The organism is Roseovarius sp. PS-C2, assembly GCF_018862045.1.
In the GTDB taxonomy this organism is placed as follows: Bacteria; Pseudomonadota; Alphaproteobacteria; order Rhodobacterales; family Rhodobacteraceae; genus Roseovarius.
Map to the genome: position 1 here is coordinate 46,949 of NZ_JAHKSQ010000013.1, position 15,789 is coordinate 62,737.

Below are 15,789 nucleotides of genomic sequence, written 5' to 3' on the forward strand. Positions count from 1 at the left end.
ACCACGGAGCGAAGAGTGAATCCAGCCGGGACACAAATGCCAGCGCGATAAAACCGCTTGAAGGACTTCACAAATGCAACCCGATTAGCGAAGACGAGTTCGAATTTGTCTGACACCACCGCCACCCACACCCGTCTCATTTCACCCCTTCGGTTTCGCCTTTATTTTCCGGGCGTTTTCCGCAGGTTACCTGAGGCTTTTCTTATCAGAGACGCACCGCATCGCTAAGAGCTGCGGGCAATTCGGCTCGAGTCTCAGCGGGCCATTTGAGGCGGTTCGGTTTTCGGCGCGCGCGCCGGTTTACAGGGAATTAACAGGGAATTTTTCAGCGCGAACAGGGAATCGGTTTTCAAGGAACAGGGCATACAGATTTTGCGGGTAAGGACGGGCGCCGTTTGCATGTGTGGCGAGTGGATTGAGACTTAGTTGCCTAGAACCAGACTGCGGCTGCGGGCCTGAGTAAACATCAGAATGCACTCGGCAAGACTTCTTCTCAGTTCTGGGACGCTGCGGTCAATCATGTCCGGCCGGCAGGCCCTATCGCGCGCCTTGACCCAGTGACGCTGCGCTGAAAGCACGCCTTCAGGGTCTTTCTTCCTCGCCCATTTGAATAACGCCACCATTTGACCGTCTGCTTTGGCTAGAGCCGGTTCCTCGCAGATTATAGCGGCAGCTGGGTCGAGCGCACCGTTGCAGTCGAAACTCGCTTCCTCGATATTGCGTATCTCGTCGGGATACATTCCCACAAGATCATCAGCCTCGATAAAATGCATCGGGAGGAGACCGATCCAAGCGCCACGCGGTCCAAGAGTGGTGTGCAGGCTTACGGGGACTGGCGTTTCGAAATCAAGTATCTGGTTTCCGCGATATTTACCTTTGTTGTCCGGGTAATACACGTTCTCGTTAAAGGCCTTTGCGTACCAGCGACCATCGTCGAAGCGGAAAACGCTGCATTGAGAGACCCCAATACCCTGAGTATTAGGCGTCGTGAAATAGAAGGCTTCGGGATCAGCCCCTGGAACGAGACGGGTTCTACCATTGAACTTTTCGAGCGACGGGAAACGCTGTCCGTTGGTCCGGGGTGACCCGAATTTCATCTTGCCGCCTTCGAAGTAGGGCTGTGTTGTGGTCTCGGTAATGACTTCGGGTGTTCGGAAGTTCCGCCCGTAGGGCCCGATGAGAAACGAATACCAATCGCCTGTCGCGCGTTGCATCAGGTAGTCGCAGGCACCGCGAGCATCGAGGTAGCCGATCATCTGCGGATAGACTACGCGCGACGTCAGGACCGTCGTGCCAGTCTCCCTTGCTGCCTCGTAGCTGTTGATCAACATGAAGCGTTCGCCAATAGGGCGGTTGTCGTCCTCGATGCTTTCCTTCGTGAGCATGCTAAAAACGAAATCGGAAGAAAGTCTCCAGTCCGACATGCGCTTAGTAATCTCGTTGATAGCAGCCTGCGCTTGACCGTAGAACTGTCTTGTGATCTGCGCGATCAGCGGTTCAGTCAGTGGAGTGCCTTCGGGCAATTGGATCGCCGAAGGAAGCTCGGAAAACGGGGCATGGAACCCGACGATCGCCTCATCATGAACGTAGCGCAGGGGCTCGCCGCGCGACCTTCGAATATAGTTGATGTGCCCACCGAGAAACGCAATGGCGCAGGACGAGAGGCAGCGGTCACCCGGGCCGACGAAGGTCGGCACTGCAAACGCAGAAATCACGTCGGCCAGCGCGATTCCTTCGTAAAAATCTCCGCCGTCGCTGTTTAGAGAGATAATCACGTTGTTCGACCAGTCGACGTTCGGATCCGGCAGTTCTTCACGCAGTATTTTCTTGAGCTTAGCAGCATCGCCGGGAACGATTGTTCCCTCAACCCGGAAATGCGGCGAGGATGAAAAATCGACGGGTGAGCCCTCGGGCGTCGCGTCGCCAAATGCGGGGTCGTCGAAGGCGTGGACAAACGTGTCGGTGATTGGCTCAGCCCGGAAAACTTCCGCGGCATCAACCGGCAATACCTTCAGAAGTAGCGCAGCAGCCAAATAAATCACTCGATGCATCCGGGGCCCCTCGCGAATTTCTCCGACGCTGCACCTAAGGCTTGATTGCCGGTTGTGCGGCGGATGTCGTCCAGAACGCCACCGTAAAGCGTGTGAAAGCTGTCAGCATAACCACAAAAATATTCCTCGACCGTTGCGCGGTCGCAGCGAGCAGGAATTAAATGTGTTGCCAGCCATGACCGATCGCCACCTTCACCGGCACAGACGGCGATCAGATCCAACTGGGCTGCGACATCAGCAATGGCGAGTTGGACATCAATCGGATTTGCCTGCTTGTCGCCGGAAAGAATGTATTCACTAACGAAATTGTGGATGGCTTCACCTCGCTCGTCATCATTTGGCAGGTGGGCAAGCGCCTCGCGGAACAGGTCAATCAACTCGGCGGGACTGCTATACCAAAGCCTGTCCAGAAGCTGCCGCGCTTCGCTCGTTCGGCCCTCGACGAATTGGGCCGCTTGCGCCATCGCCAGATCGACGCGCCGATCATGGAACGAAATTAAAAGCAGGATGACCGCCCATCCGCCGCCGACGATTAATGCGCCCGCCTGAATTGCGCTCCAGAGCCCATTGCGTGCCTCGAACCAGTCCAGCCAACGGCTTTCGGTTGCCCCCGCATTTGGTTCGGGTTTACCGGCAGAGGTCAAAGATCAACTCCGCCACATCGACGTCCTTTTCGCTAACGGTGCGGAATGTGCGCTTCAGACTGACGCTGTCAAAACGGTTTTTCAGGCACGCCACCATCTCGGGCGTCACCAATATCGCTGTTGCCTTAGGGTTCTTAGACAATTTGGATAGCTGTGCATTTGCGGCTTGGTCTGCAGGCGTGAAGTCGATGATGCTCGAACCGGCAATCGACCCACTTGAATTCTGCGAGGTTCCCTTGGCGACTTCAGCGGGCTTAGGATTGTACAGCCCATCTTCGCAAAAGCCCGGAAAGATGAGCGTGAAACCGTCGACGAAGGCAAGGTAATCGTCGGCGTGGTCGCGCATGCACTCTGCCTGACGGTACAGGACCATCGGGTTTTCGGCATGCCCCTGTCCCGCCCAAACGGAATAGAGAAACAGAAAAAGCAGTGCGAATTTCGACATGACACAGCCAAAGCCAACCTTGAGACCAGATTACCCTAAATGCGTTTTGAGGCAACCCGACCTGTTTAAGACTACTAGCCACAGATACTGACAGTGTTTCGGGAGGCTCGGGGAAACCAGAGTCACGGGCCCTAGCCCACTCAAAACCCCGGCATGTCAAGCTCACGATGGGCAGTGTCAGAGCAACCTGACTTGAGGCCGACCGATCCGACCTCTACCCTGCCCCCATGGAAAAACGCGACCCGTTCAAATACTTCAAAACCAGCCAGGAGATCATCCGACTGGCAGTGATGATGTATGTGCGATTTCCGCTATCGCTGAGAAATGTCGAGGACCTGCTTCACGAACGCGGAATCGACATCAGCCATGAATCCGTCCGGTTCTGGTGGAACAGGTTTGGCCCGGAATTCGCCTCAGAAATCCGACGCTGTCGAATTCAGAGAATGCGGGCCTGGTTGAACTGGCAATGGCATCTGGACGAGGCGTTCGTCAAAGTCAACGGTGAAACCCACTACATGTGGCGCGCTGTCGATCACGAAGGCGAAGTTCTTGACGCCATTGTTTCAAAGCGGAGAGATCGCAAGGCAGCATTGAAATTCCTCAGGAAATTGATGAAACGCTACGGTCGGCCCGAACATGTCGTGACCGACAAGCTCCGCTCCTATGGTGCCGCCATGAAGGAAATCGGCAATGCCGACCGCCAGATGACGGGGCGCTGGCTCAACAATCGTGCCGAGAATTCACACCAACCATTCCGACGACGAGAACGTGCCATGTCCCGCTTCCGACGCATGCGAAGTTTGCAGAAATTCGCCGCCGTTCACTCTTCGGTCTACAATCTGTTCAACTCGGAGCGCAGCCTCTACTCAAGATCAAATTTCAAACTGAACCGCGCCACGGCTCTCGCCGAGTGGCGCGGTCTTTGCACGAAATAAGCGGCAGCGTCCCTGCCCCAGCTGAGACTAGGTCGAATTGGTCTGACAGCACCCTCGCACAGATATAATCGGATGATAGCGGACGGAATGTTTTGCACCTTCAATTTTCACAACCGGGAAATTGGCATTGCGTCTCGGTTCACCAACATCAAACCTGCCCGACCCGTATGTTTTTCTCCGGCACCGCGCCCCCTGACGGCCCCGATTGCCGATTGAGTTGATGCAGCAGTTCGACCTGGCTGGAAACACCCGTTTTCGAGAATATCGAACTCAGATGCGAACGAACGGTCGTCGGACCGATCGACAGGGTATCGGCAATCAGTTTTACGGTCATGCCCTCTTTCAGCAACGTACAAACCCGGAATTCACACCGGCTCAGCTTTGCCGGGTTTTCGGCATCGAGGATCGACATACCGTGATCCCCATCGCTGGCGATGACAGTAAATCGCCTGATCTGCTTCAACCTTTTGCTGATCGTTCCCGGCACACGTCGCTTCCAGCCCATAGCGAAGGTGTCAAGCAACATCACAAGCAGGTTGAGATCATGCGCCGCAGGGCGGTGGCGAAAGTGAAGTTCGACATAATCGGCGTGACCGCCCGCCGCTTCCAGCGGGCTCACGATCACCTCGGCCAGATCGGCCGAAAGGCTCTCTGCCCCGGACAAAACCATGCTTGCATCTGACGCGGTCGTATCCGACATCTTCCAGATCGACCCGGCCCTGGCCGACGGCAGGCATTCCCCAATTACCGTTTCTGCGTAAGAGCGGGGCTGACCGGGCCAAATCTTTCCGGCCTGCGCGTCACATCGCGCGACATACCGCGCGCGCTTGTCGGCCTTCGAAACCCGCAGGATCATGACCGTATCGGCCTTCACCAGCCGCATCAGCCGTTTCAGAACGTCGGACAATTCGCCATTGTCGTTCAGCGCGTGCGTCCAGTCCGCGACCAGCCCCAGGCTTTCTGACGCCTGCGGATTCCTGCCGAAATGCGAACTCATGGTCCCTCTATCACCCCACCCACTGAATTGCTGTCATTTACCCGCCGCAGCCCCCACCGCGACGGCAACACTCTGTGGATGGTCTTGGCCTAACATCGGAATGTGGTGGAAATACGGCCCCGTTCATGACTCTCGCTCCCCGATGAGGAAACGAATAAAACCGTGCCCGATGGCCCAGCGGCGCACCGCGCGAAAAACCGGATCGTCGCCATACCCCGCAAACCTGCACTTTTCGACAATGCCCCAATCTTGCCCCATTTCGGACCCAATCAGGTTCTTTTCTTGTTGATGATGTGATTCGCGTCTCCGGCGGAAGGTCCGCTACACTATCCCAAGAATTCGTCATTTGGAATTATTGGGCTGCGCAAAAACAACCCCCGCACGAAATACCCTCATATTTGACGGATGCGCACGGCGCACCTGCCTCTCTAGGCTTGGAGGCGAGCTCAGGCATTTCAGTGTCAGGCTTAGGCTTCGAAAACAGATCCGAAGCGTTTCTTGCTTAATACTTATGAGGAAATCATGACCAAATTTTGGAAAAACTTTGTCAAAGATGAGAGCGGCGCGGCAATTGTTGAGTACGGCCTCGCGCTTCTGGTGGTTGCGTCCATTACCGTCGGGGCGTTCCAGTATCTCGGCAACACGACCGATACCAATGTGACCGGCGCCTGTGCGGCTCTGGGCAGCGCAACCTGCTAAGGCAGGCATGACGCGCAAACCTTTTCAGAACAATGGCCTGCGTCGTGCCATGGCGTAACGGCGCAGGTCCCTCCCCTGACAAGTCCAGACCATTAATGGACCGGGGTTATCGAATTTTACAAAAACTGATTCTTGGAGACACAGATGCGAACCAGACCGATCATTACGACAGCATTCGGCATTGCGATCGCAGCCGGTTCCGTCTTCCTCGCAAAAGATCAACTTCGGCTCACCGCCGGCACGACGACGGGTGCGCAGGCCCCGGAGCTTGTGGGAATATACGTCGCCCGCTCCGAAATCGCCTTCGGCCAGATGATCGAAAGCCATCTCCTGTCCATCCACCCTTGGCCGCGCGAGGCCCTGCCGCCCGGCGCCTTCACCAACATCGACCGGCTCGTCCCGGCGGATCGTGAACAACTGCGCCGCGCCAAGGGCCGCTTTTACCCCGGCGAAGTCGTAATCGCCTCCAAGGTTTCGAATTTCGGGGAAAAGGTCACGCTGGTTCAGAAACTGGGCGAAAACAGCCGCGCCATGGCGATCAAGGTCGATGCCGTCACCGCCGTTGGCGGGTTCGTCACGCCGGGCGATCATGTTGATATCGTCCTGACCCAGGGCGCCAAGCAGGATTTGCGCGCCGTGACCATCCTGCAAAACATCCGCGTGATCGGCGTGGACCAACAATCCGAGGAACTCAAGGATCAGCCGGAAATCGCCCGCACCATCACGGTCGAGGTAACACCCGAACAGGGCCAGCGCCTTGCGCTGGCGCAAAAGGCCGGCACCCTCAGCCTGACTCTCAGAACCCTCGACGGGGTCGAAGACAAGCCGATGGAAATGGTCCGCCTGCGCGACCTGCTGCAAGAAGAAGGGCCAGCCGAAAAAACCGTGGTTCAGCCCACCGTCAAGGTGCGTCGCGGAACACAGACTGAAATCGTTCCGATCAAACGCAGCAGCGCGCCGGTCGGCAAACCCGCTCCTTCGGCGCTGCCCGTCATCGAACTCGAGGCGAACGGCGATTCCGGTCCGGCGCTTAACCCCACCCAGACCGACAACACCGATCTGAAGGTGGACATCGGCACGCCCCCTGTGGCCCCGGCCTCTGTCAGCCCCCGTATCCGGCCGATCCATATCAGCCAGACGGTCACGCAATAAGTGCCCCGCGATGCGCCTTTTGCGCCTCATATCCCGGTTCCGCAAGGACGACTCCGGCACTGTCGCCATCCTCTGGGGCACATCGCTGGTGGCCTTCTTGGGGTTTCTGGCGATCACCTTCGACATCGGTCGCCTCAGCACCACCCAGGCCGAGCTTCAGGCCTTCGCCGACAACGTGGCGCTGGCCGCCGCCGGTGAACTCGACGGCAAGGACGGCGCGATCACCCGCGCCACCAACGCCGCCGCCAACATGATCAGCGACAGCCAGACCTTCGCCAACGGCGCAAGCACCCTGTCGGGCTCCACCGATTATACGCTGACCTTCCATTCCGCCCTTCCCGCATCGGACCTCACCGCCCTTGGCGCAAAAGTCACCACCGATCCGAACAAGGCCAAATTCGCCCAGGTCGTCCTGACGCCCAAATCCCTCAGCATGAGCCTGGCATCGGCACTCGACCAGTTGCTTGGCGGCGCCGGCTTTGCCACCACCGATGTCAACGCCGAGGCCGTCGCGGGCTTTACACGGGCCGCCTGCGACATCACTCCGCTGATGTTCTGCCTGCCGGAAAACTGGGAAACCACGCTGGACGTGGGCGATCAGATCCTGCTCCGCAGCGGCGGCAACGGCACCGCATGGGGGCCCGGCAATTTCGGCTTCATCGACCTCTCACTGTTCGAAGACAGCTCCGGCGTCTGCGCCGACGAAGGCGGCAACAAGCTCGCCTGCCTGATCGCCGCACAGCGCCAGATCACCCAATGCGTCCTGACCAACGGCCTGACCACCGAACCGGGCCAGAAAACCGGCATCACCAACGCCGCGTTCAACGTCCGCTTCGACATCTACCGCTCGGTCCTCAACGGCGAAAAGGGAAACCCCGATTTCGCCCCCGCGCCCAACGTCATCAAGGGCATCCGCAAGAACGGCGGCGGGGCCTGCATCCAGGGCAACGAAGAACCGACCGGCGACACCGCCGCATTGGGGCGCGACACCTGCATGGCCGCAGGCACCTGCGCCGACGACAACCGCTTCGGCGACGGGGTCTGGGACCGCGACGGATACCTGAACGCCAACCACGACCTTGCCGACGGCACGGCAGACGGCCTCGGCAGCGACACCCACCTGCCGCCGCTGACCGGCTCCGATACGCAATACGCGGGCACACGCTTTGGGATGTATCTGCGCGAAATCGCCTATGGCGATACCAACCCGTATGCCGCGCCCGACGCCGACGCCATTCTCGATCCGTCCCTGTCCGAAACCGGGCGCCCGATCTGCTCGACCTCGGCACCCGGCGGTCCCGAACGCCGCGTCATCACCGCCGCCGGGGTCGATTGCTCGACCACCACCATCAGCGGCTCCACCAGCAACGTCCCGGTCACGAAATTCGTTTCGGTCTTCCTGACCGAACCCGTGGGCGACGACGGCGGCTCGCCCCCCAGCTTCGACATTCACGGCGAGGTGGTGGGCTTCCCGGATGTGGTCGGGGCCGGCGGCGGCGCAAACGGCTTTGGCGGCATCTTCCGCGATGTCGTGCAATTGTACCGCTAAGGGAGGGCAGGCACATGAAACACTCCCGGCCCCACCCCGCCAAACGCTTCGCCGCAGACGACACCGGCGCGATCCTCGTCGAATTCGCCATCGTCATGCCCCTCATGCTGCTGTTCCTCGCCGTCACGGTCGAAGCCTCGCGCCTCATGTGGTCCTACCAGTCCGTGATCGCCGGTGTCCGCGACGCCGGGCGCTACCTTGCCCGCGTCACCCCCGCCGACATCTGCATCAGCGGCGGCAGCGTTGCCGGCCTGACCGCCACCTTGCAGGACATCGTCAGCCAGGACATCGGCGGGAACGACCTGTTCCCGTCCGGCGTCACCGTCAATTCCGTCACGCCAAGCTATAGCTGCGTCAGCGGCACCTACCGCGTCAGCCCCGCCCCGGTGGGCAAGGTCAGCGCCAACATCACGATCCAGTTTCCGATGGGTAATGTCATATCCCTGTTCGGCAACGGCATGTCGTCGCTCACCACGGACGTGGCCGACAGTTCGCGGATTTTCGGCCAATGACCTGCATCCGGCATATCCCGCGCGCCCTCGGGCGGGCAGTCCGCGCTTACCTGCGCGACACGTCCGGCGGCGTTCTGGTGGAATTCGCGCTCGTCGTGTCGCTGTTCCTGTTCCTGTTCGCGGCGCTGCTCGATTTCGGGCGCCTGTCCTACAGCGGCGTGACCGCGCAAAGCGCCGCGCAGATCGCCGCGCGCCTGGCCATCGTGCGCCCCGCGGCCTGCCCCGGCGTTCCCGACCGCCACCAACGCGGAACCAACACCGCGCTGCGCTACGGCACGTCCTGTAGCGCCGCATCGGGCGTCTGCGCCAGCGTCGCCACCGTGACCTGCACAGGGGCCGCGACCAACGCCACCGCCTCGGAAATCTGGGACCGGATCAATCCGCTTCTGCCCGTCAACGCCACCATCGACATGATGCAGTTTTCCTACAGCTTCGACCCGAAGCTCGGCTTCCTCGGCGGCCCCTACACGCCGATGGTCACTGTCGAATTGAACCTGAACGATTTCCAGTTCGCCTCGCCACTGGCGGCACTGGCCAACGCCGCGGGGGCGACCAACAGCGCGCTCCCCTCGTCCGCCGCCTATTCCAGCTTCAGCGTATCGCTGCCCGCAGAAGATCTCGCACAAGGAGAGTCAGGATAATGAAACACCCGGACATCAGCCCACAGCCACGGTCGATCATGATCGTTTCCCAACGGGACTCTTTCGCGCAAGCCATCGGCGAAGCCCTCCCGGCCAGTGAAAACACCACGATCATCCGGCAAAACGAAACCTTCCGCGCCATGAACGGGCGCGCGGTCAGCCTGGCCTTCGATCATGACGTCGTCATCTTCGACGCCGACCCCGACGATCAGGGCGAGATCCGCGCCGTCCGGGACCTGCTGGCACAACGCACCGGCGACACCGTCTTTCTGGCGATCACCGATAACGACATCTCGCTCGTTCAGGCCCGTCAGTTGCGTAAGATCGGCATTGACGAGGTCCTGCCCCTGTCCATCGACAGCGATGGGCTGGCGGCGGTCGTCAGCGAAACGCTCGATGCGCGCCGCGCCCCGCAGCAGATCACCCATGACGCGCCGCCCGCGCTCGGGCAGGTGATCCCGGTCACGCAGGCGCGTGGCGGTATCGGCTCTACCACCGTTGCCGTGAACCTCGCCTGTTCGCTGGCCAAAACGCGCAAATCCCTGTTTCGCAAGGCCACCCGAAACCGCGTCGTCATCGTGGATTTCGACCTTCAGTTCGGCAATGCCAACGTGTTTCTCGATCTCGAAGACAATGGCGGCCTGCTTCAGCTTATCGATGCCACGGACGCCCCGGACGACCGCTTTGTCGGCTCGACCCTGCAACGCCACGCCCTCGGCTTTGACGTGCTGTGCGCGCCGGGGCCGGTCATTCCGCTGCAATCGCTGCGCGCCGATCTGATCAGGGCCATGCTCGACATCCTCCAGCGACAATACGATTACATCATCGTCGATCTGCCGCGCGCTGTCGTCGACTGGGTCGAACCCGTCCTCAAACGCGCCGCGCATCTGGTTCTCGTGACCGATACCAGCGTGCCCTGCGTGCGGCAGGCCAAACGCCTGATCGACCTTTATGGCGAAGACAATGTCGGCCTGCCGGTTCAGGTCGTCATCAACCGCGACCGCAAGCCGATGCTGCGCTCCGACCATATCCGCGAGGCCGAAAAGCTGCTCGATACCCGGTTCGACCACTGGCTGCCCGACAATCCCAGACTCGCCCGCCGCGCGGTCGATCTCGGGCGTCCGGTCGCAGCCATGAAACCCGGCTCGGACCTGGGCAAGGCGCTCAGGAAACTGGGCGCGGTCATCTCAGCCACACAACAAAACGCAAACAGAAAAAACGTCTGACGGGGACCAGCAATGTTCAAGGAATACAAATCGCGCCGCGCCGCTTCGCAGTCCAACGTTCTCACGCTCGAACGGCCCATCAAGGTACCCCAACCCGCTGTCGAGACGACGACCGGTCCCGTGGACACCGATTTGCAAGCGCATCTCGAACTCAAAAGCCGCCTGCACGGCGAACTTCTCGACCGGTTGAACCTGTCGGTGATCGACAAGGTCGAACGCTCCGAACTCAAGCGCCAGATCGGCGCGCTCGTGACCAACCTGATCGAGGCCGAAGGCGTCCACATGCGCTCGGATGCGTTTTCCGCCCTGGTCCAGGAACTGATCCACGAGGTCATGGGCCTTGGCCCGCTCGAACCGCTGCTGGAAGATCCCACCGTCAACGACATCCTCGTCAATTCCTACGATCAGGTCTATGTCGAACGATACGGGCTTCTGGAACTCACAAAAACGCGCTTCCGCGACGAACGCCACCTGCTTCGCATCATCGACAAGATCGTCACAAGGGTTGGGCGGCGCATCGACGAATCCCAGCCCTGGGTCGATGCCCGCCTCGAAGACGGCAGTCGCGTGAACGCGATCATCCGACCCTGCGCCGTCGATGGCCCGTCCCTGTCGATCCGCAAATTCTCAAGCAACCCTTTGACCATGGACAGGCTGGTCGAACAGCACAGCCTCGATGACCAGGCTGCGCAACTGATCCGGGCGCTGGTCGAGGCCCGCCTGAACATCCTGATTTCCGGCGGAACCGGCACCGGCAAGACCACCATGCTCAACGCGGTGTCCTCCTATATCGACGCCCGGCAGCGCATCGTGACCATCGAAGACGCCGCCGAGCTGCAACTTCAGCAGGATCACGTCGTGCGCCTAGAAACCCGCCCGCCCAATGCCGAAGGGCAAGGCGTCATTTCGCAACGCGATCTGGTCCGCAACGCCCTGCGGATGCGCCCCGACCGCATCATCGTGGGCGAGGTCCGCGGCGCGGAATGTTTCGACATGCTCCAGGCCATGAACACCGGGCATGACGGGTCGATGACGACCATTCACGCCAACTCGGCCCGCGACGCCCTCAGCCGCGTGGAGCAGATGGTCACGATGCTGGGCACCGACCTGCCGATCAGGACCGTCCGCGCACAAATCGCTTCGGCGATCCATGTGGTGGTGCAACTCAGCCGCCTCAGCGACGGCAGCCGCCGCGTCGTCAGCATCTCCGAACTCACCGGTATGGAGGACGACACCATCACCATGCAGGACATCTTCGTCTACAAACGCCGCGGCAAAGCTGAAACCGGCGAAATCCTGGGGGAATTCCTGCCCACGGGCATCCGTCCGAAATGCTTCGACCAACTGGTCGCCTCCGGTATCGACATCGACACCGCAATGTTCATGCGCCGGGGGGGTATCTCATGATCGACCTGGCTCCCTTCCCGCTGAGCATTCTCGTCTATGTCCTTATTTTCCTTGGGGTATTGCTGGCCTACGAAGGGCTTCAGCAGCTCTTTTTCCTCAAGGAGACACAGGGCGAGGCCCGCAACCGCCGCATGAAGATGATCCAGCACGGCGCCTCCACCGATCAGGTACTCGACCTGCTGCGCGACCCGGCCATGACCGACCCCGACGCCAGGGCCGGCCTTGTCACCCGGTTGCGCCGCCTGATGGTGCAGGCGGGTGTCACGCTCAGCCCCGTCTGGCTGCTGGCGGGGGCCGTTTGTCTGGGCGGTCTGGCCTTTGCCGTGGCCACCCGCTTCGTGCCGCAATATCTTGCCCTGCCCATCAGCACGGTGCTTGCGCTCACCGTCCCCTACCTTGCGCTGAGCGCCATGAAAGAGGCCCGCCTCAAGAAGCTCACACAGCAGCTCCCCGATGCGCTGGACCTGATGGCGCGCGGCCTCAAGGTGGGCCACCCGGTCGCCGTGACGGTCGGCCACGTGGCCACCGACATGCCCGATCCGATCGGCACCGAATTCGGCCTCATTCAGGATCAGATCAACTATGGCGACGATGTCGCCACCGCCTTTCACGACTTTGCCAGGCGCGTGGACACCGAGGATGCCAACTACCTGTCGGTCAGTATCGGCATCCAGCACGGCACCGGCGGCAACCTGGCGCGCATCCTCAACGTACTGTCACAGGTGATCCGCGATCGCCACACCATGCGCAAGAAAATCAAGGCCATTTCGGCAGAAGGTCGCCTCAGCGGCCTGATCCTGACCCTCCTGCCAATCGCCATCTACCTGTCCATCGAACTGACCACACCCTCCTTCTATGGCGAGGTGCGCGACGATCCCTGGTACCCGGTCTTTCTATACGTGGTCATAGGGTTGACCGTGGCTCAGGGGCTTATCCTGCACCGGCTTGTCAAATTCAAATTCTGATCGGGAGCAACGAAATGGATTTTCTTCAGGACATGCTAAACATACCTGGCACCTCGCCCGACTATGTGATTCTCACCGGCATCGCGATCAGCGCCTTCGTGATCATCTATGGCCTCTCCGGGATCATGGCCGGCGACGCCCCGACAATACGGCGCATGCAGGCTGGCACCGTCAAGCGGGCACATGGCGCTGATTTCGACCTGATACAGGGCGACGACAGCGACCCGCACGGCCTGCTGAAAACCTTTGTTCCATCATCGCGCAAAGAACGCTCGAAGATCGAAAAGAAACTACGCCGCGCCGGAGTCCGGGGCAAGCACGCGGTGCGGTCGTTCTATGGGTTCCGCATGATCATGGGTATCGTCTTGCCTGTCCTGTTTGTAGGGTCGATGGCCTTGCCCGCAGAAGTTCAGTCGCAACTTCACATCGCCCATCTGCTGCGCAACGTGACATGGGTCAACGCAATGCAAGTGATGACAGGTCTGATGGTCGTCGGCTTCTACGGTCCCGCGCTCTGGCTGCACGGACGGATCAAAAAGCGCCGCCAGGCCATCGAACACAGCCTGCCCAACGCGCTCGACCTGATGCAGGTCGCAATGGAAGCCGGGCTGGGCTTTGACGCCGCGATGACCCGCGTGTCACACGAACTGGCCCATGCCGCACCAGAAATTTCACAGGAATTCATGATGTTGCAGCTTGAACTTCAGGCGGGAAAGGACCGTCAGGCCGCCTTGCTCGACATGGCTGATCGCGTCGGCGTCGAGGAATTGTCGGCATTCGCCAACGTGATCCTGCAATCCAATCAGTTCGGTACCAGTGTCTCGACTGCGCTGAACAGGTTCGCCACCGATATGCGCTCGGATCGCGAACTTCGCGCACAGGAAAAGGCCAACCGCCTGCCGGTGCAGATGTCGGCAGTCATGGCCATGTGCATGATGCCCGTACTCCTGATGATCTGCCTCACCCCTATGGCGATCCGCTGGATGAACATGTTCTGAACAACCGGCTCAAGGGTGGTGTCAGAGCAACCTGACTTGAGGCCGGTTGCCCGCCGCCCTACCCTGCCCCCAAGGAAAAACGCGACCCGTTCAAGTACTTCAAAACCAGCCCTGAAATCATCCGCCTGGCAGTGATGATGTATGTTCGATTTCCACTCTCATTGCGGAACGTCGAAGATCTACTCCATAAACGCGGGATCGACGTCAGCCATGAATCTGTCCGCTTTTTGGTGGAACAGGTTTGGCCCGAAATTCGCCTCCGAAATCCGACGCTGTCGAATTCAGCGAATGCGGGCCTGGTCGAACTGGGAATGGCATCTGGACGAGGTCTTCGTTAAAATCAATGGCGAAGCCAATTACATGTGGCGCGCTGTCGATCACGAGGGCGAGGTGCTGGACGCCCTTGTTTCAAAGCGACGCGATCGCAAAGCAGCGTTGAAATTCCTCAGGAAATTGATGAAACGCTACGGTCGCCCCGAGCATGTCATGACCGACAAGCTCCGCTCCTATGGTGCCGCGAAGAAGGAAATCGGCAATGCCGACCGCCAGATGACAGGGCGCTGGTTGAACAATCGTGCCGAGAATTCACACCAACCATTCCGACGACGAGAACGTGCCATGACCCGCTTCCGACGCATGCGAAGTTTGCAAAAATTCGCCACCATCCACGCCTCGGTCCACAATCTGTTCAACTCGGAGCGAAGCCTCTACTCAAGATCAAATTTCAAACTGAACCGCGCCACGGATCTCGCCGAGTGGCGCGGTCTTTGCATGACATAAGCGGCAGCGTCCCTGCCCCAGCTGAGACGGGTTCGAATTCGTCTGACAGCACCGCCACCCACACCCGTCTCATTTCATCTGTTCGGTTTTCGCGGATTTTCCCGCGTGATTTCGGCTGGTTAGCGGCTGCGATTTCGACATGAGACGCACCGCATAAACGCATTCTCCCGACATGATAGCCAAAGTCTCAGTTGGCCATTTGGGCCGGTTCGGTTTTTTTTGAGATTTCCCTGATAGTGGGCGATTTACAGGGTATTCGTTCATTCCGGTCGATTTCGAGAATGACAAAGCTGTTACGAATCAAAGGCTTGGAATGGGAATTCCCTGCAAACGGAACAGGGAATATTTTAAGCCGAACAGGGATTATTCTGGGATTATCAGGGAGCGCGGTTCACGTTGCAGGGAACGCCTGTTTACGGGGGTTTCCGAACCGCTGTTCCTGTGACGTCCAGTCAAGCGGTAGCTGGCAGCGAACCAACTTTTCGAGAGTCAAACCAGCCGGCTGCGTTCCGTCGAAAATCGCCTGCTACAGTTTCGGTGAGAGAAAGGCGAGTTGGACCCGCATGCGGATATAGGCTTCACTGACATTTTCGCGCCGGGCGATCTCGGAGATGGGTATGCCCTCTTGCAGATTCGCCGCCCATCTATGCGCCTTCGCCAAGCCCCGCAGAAGCGTGCGATCCGGGGCGGGCTTCATATCCCCGACAATGATCTTGGTCTCAATCCCACGCCGGCGGGTTTTGAAGGGCGCCTCGATGGCAAGCGCGTCGTCAGAGAGGTCTTCGGGT

The 15,789-nt window shown here is 59.7% G+C and carries 14 protein-coding genes and 2 pseudogenes; 11 read left to right on the plus strand and 5 right to left on the minus strand.

What is annotated here, in order from left to right; genetic code table 11:
* Positions 1-422: 422 nt before the first annotated feature.
* From KPG71_RS18125 to KPG71_RS18135, 3 genes are read right to left on the minus strand one after another with little or no spacing between them, the layout of a single operon-like run.
* Entirely contained in the window at positions 423-2,051 is a 1,629-nt protein-coding gene (locus tag KPG71_RS18125) for a hypothetical protein (RefSeq protein WP_216339945.1), read from the minus strand.
* The gene (locus KPG71_RS18130) at positions 2,039-2,695 is read right to left on the minus strand and encodes a hypothetical protein (protein WP_216339947.1); all 657 of its coding nucleotides are present in this window, start codon (positions 2,693-2,695) and stop codon (positions 2,039-2,041) included. The genes KPG71_RS18125 and KPG71_RS18130 overlap by 13 nt, the downstream gene beginning before the upstream one ends.
* Positions 2,679-3,140, minus strand: coding sequence for a hypothetical protein (locus KPG71_RS18135; protein WP_216339949.1), 462 nt, complete (start codon positions 3,138-3,140; stop codon positions 2,679-2,681). The genes KPG71_RS18130 and KPG71_RS18135 overlap by 17 nt, the downstream gene beginning before the upstream one ends.
* Before the next feature lie 227 nt (positions 3,141-3,367).
* Between KPG71_RS18135 and KPG71_RS18140 the strand changes: the two genes are divergently transcribed.
* Positions 3,368-4,075, plus strand: coding sequence for an IS6 family transposase (locus KPG71_RS18140; RefSeq protein ID WP_216339951.1), 708 nt, complete (start codon positions 3,368-3,370; stop codon positions 4,073-4,075).
* Between the two features lie 148 nt (positions 4,076-4,223).
* On the opposite strand, the gene KPG71_RS18145 is transcribed toward KPG71_RS18140, so the two are convergent.
* Positions 4,224-5,072, minus strand: a complete 849-nt coding sequence (locus tag KPG71_RS18145; RefSeq protein WP_216339953.1) for a helix-turn-helix transcriptional regulator — start codon at positions 5,070-5,072, stop codon at positions 4,224-4,226.
* Positions 5,073-5,594: 522 nt separating this feature from the next.
* Between KPG71_RS18145 and KPG71_RS18150 the strand changes: the two genes are divergently transcribed.
* From KPG71_RS18150 to KPG71_RS18195, 10 genes and pseudogenes are all read left to right on the plus strand, one after another.
* Positions 5,595-5,771, plus strand: a complete 177-nt coding sequence (locus KPG71_RS18150) for a Flp family type IVb pilin (protein ID WP_216339955.1) — start codon at positions 5,595-5,597, stop codon at positions 5,769-5,771.
* 144 nt (positions 5,772-5,915) lie between these two features.
* Positions 5,916-6,923: a Flp pilus assembly protein CpaB gene (cpaB, locus tag KPG71_RS18155; protein ID WP_216339957.1), complete on the plus strand. Its 1,008-nt coding sequence runs from the start codon at positions 5,916-5,918 to the stop codon at positions 6,921-6,923.
* 10 nt (positions 6,924-6,933) lie between these two features.
* Entirely contained in the window at positions 6,934-8,472 is a 1,539-nt protein-coding gene (locus KPG71_RS18160; protein WP_216339966.1) for a pilus assembly protein TadG-related protein, read from the plus strand.
* 14 nt (positions 8,473-8,486) lie between these two features.
* Complete coding sequence (locus KPG71_RS18165) at positions 8,487-8,984, plus strand: TadE/TadG family type IV pilus assembly protein (protein ID WP_216339968.1); 498 nt, start codon at positions 8,487-8,489, stop codon at positions 8,982-8,984.
* The gene (locus tag KPG71_RS18170) at positions 8,981-9,625 is read left to right on the plus strand and encodes a TadE/TadG family type IV pilus assembly protein (RefSeq protein WP_216339970.1); all 645 of its coding nucleotides are present in this window, start codon (positions 8,981-8,983) and stop codon (positions 9,623-9,625) included. Before KPG71_RS18165 ends, KPG71_RS18170 begins: the two co-directional genes overlap by 4 nt.
* Positions 9,625-10,851 carry an AAA family ATPase gene (locus KPG71_RS18175; RefSeq protein ID WP_216339972.1) on the plus strand — a complete coding sequence of 409 codons (1,227 nt, stop codon included), beginning with the start codon at positions 9,625-9,627 and terminating at the stop codon, positions 10,849-10,851. The genes KPG71_RS18170 and KPG71_RS18175 overlap by 1 nt, the downstream gene beginning before the upstream one ends.
* Positions 10,852-10,863: 12 nt before the next feature.
* Positions 10,864-12,258, plus strand: a complete 1,395-nt coding sequence (locus KPG71_RS18180) for a CpaF family protein (RefSeq protein ID WP_216339974.1) — start codon at positions 10,864-10,866, stop codon at positions 12,256-12,258.
* Positions 12,255-13,223, plus strand: a complete 969-nt coding sequence (locus tag KPG71_RS18185; protein ID WP_216339976.1) for a type II secretion system F family protein — start codon at positions 12,255-12,257, stop codon at positions 13,221-13,223. The genes KPG71_RS18180 and KPG71_RS18185 overlap by 4 nt, the downstream gene beginning before the upstream one ends.
* 14 nt (positions 13,224-13,237) lie before the next feature.
* Complete coding sequence (locus KPG71_RS18190) at positions 13,238-14,221, plus strand: type II secretion system F family protein (protein ID WP_216339978.1); 984 nt, start codon at positions 13,238-13,240, stop codon at positions 14,219-14,221.
* Between the two features lie 116 nt (positions 14,222-14,337).
* Positions 14,338-15,001: pseudogene (locus tag KPG71_RS18195) on the plus strand (IS6 family transposase).
* 526 nt (positions 15,002-15,527) lie between these two features.
* Here KPG71_RS18195 and KPG71_RS18200 read toward each other — a convergent pair.
* Positions 15,528-15,789 (minus strand): annotated as a pseudogene (locus KPG71_RS18200) (recombinase family protein); the annotation flags it as partial.

Coding starts and splice junctions, on each gene's coding strand:
- KPG71_RS18125 (WP_216339945.1), bottom strand. CDS start 2,051: ATGCATCGAGTGATTTATTTGGCTGCTGCGCTACTTCTGAAGGTATTG.
- KPG71_RS18135 (WP_216339949.1), bottom strand. CDS start 3,140: ATGTCGAAATTCGCACTGCTTTTTCTGTTTCTCTATTCCGTTTGGGCG.
- KPG71_RS18140 (WP_216339951.1), top strand. CDS start 3,368: ATGGAAAAACGCGACCCGTTCAAATACTTCAAAACCAGCCAGGAGATC.
- KPG71_RS18145 (WP_216339953.1), bottom strand. CDS start 5,072: ATGAGTTCGCATTTCGGCAGGAATCCGCAGGCGTCAGAAAGCCTGGGG.
- KPG71_RS18150 (WP_216339955.1), top strand. CDS start 5,595: ATGACCAAATTTTGGAAAAACTTTGTCAAAGATGAGAGCGGCGCGGCA.
- cpaB (WP_216339957.1), top strand. CDS start 5,916: ATGCGAACCAGACCGATCATTACGACAGCATTCGGCATTGCGATCGCA.
- KPG71_RS18160 (WP_216339966.1), top strand. CDS start 6,934: ATGCGCCTTTTGCGCCTCATATCCCGGTTCCGCAAGGACGACTCCGGC.
- KPG71_RS18165 (WP_216339968.1), top strand. CDS start 8,487: ATGAAACACTCCCGGCCCCACCCCGCCAAACGCTTCGCCGCAGACGAC.
- KPG71_RS18170 (WP_216339970.1), top strand. CDS start 8,981: ATGACCTGCATCCGGCATATCCCGCGCGCCCTCGGGCGGGCAGTCCGC.
- KPG71_RS18175 (WP_216339972.1), top strand. CDS start 9,625: ATGAAACACCCGGACATCAGCCCACAGCCACGGTCGATCATGATCGTT.
- KPG71_RS18180 (WP_216339974.1), top strand. CDS start 10,864: ATGTTCAAGGAATACAAATCGCGCCGCGCCGCTTCGCAGTCCAACGTT.
- KPG71_RS18185 (WP_216339976.1), top strand. CDS start 12,255: ATGATCGACCTGGCTCCCTTCCCGCTGAGCATTCTCGTCTATGTCCTT.
- KPG71_RS18190 (WP_216339978.1), top strand. CDS start 13,238: ATGGATTTTCTTCAGGACATGCTAAACATACCTGGCACCTCGCCCGAC.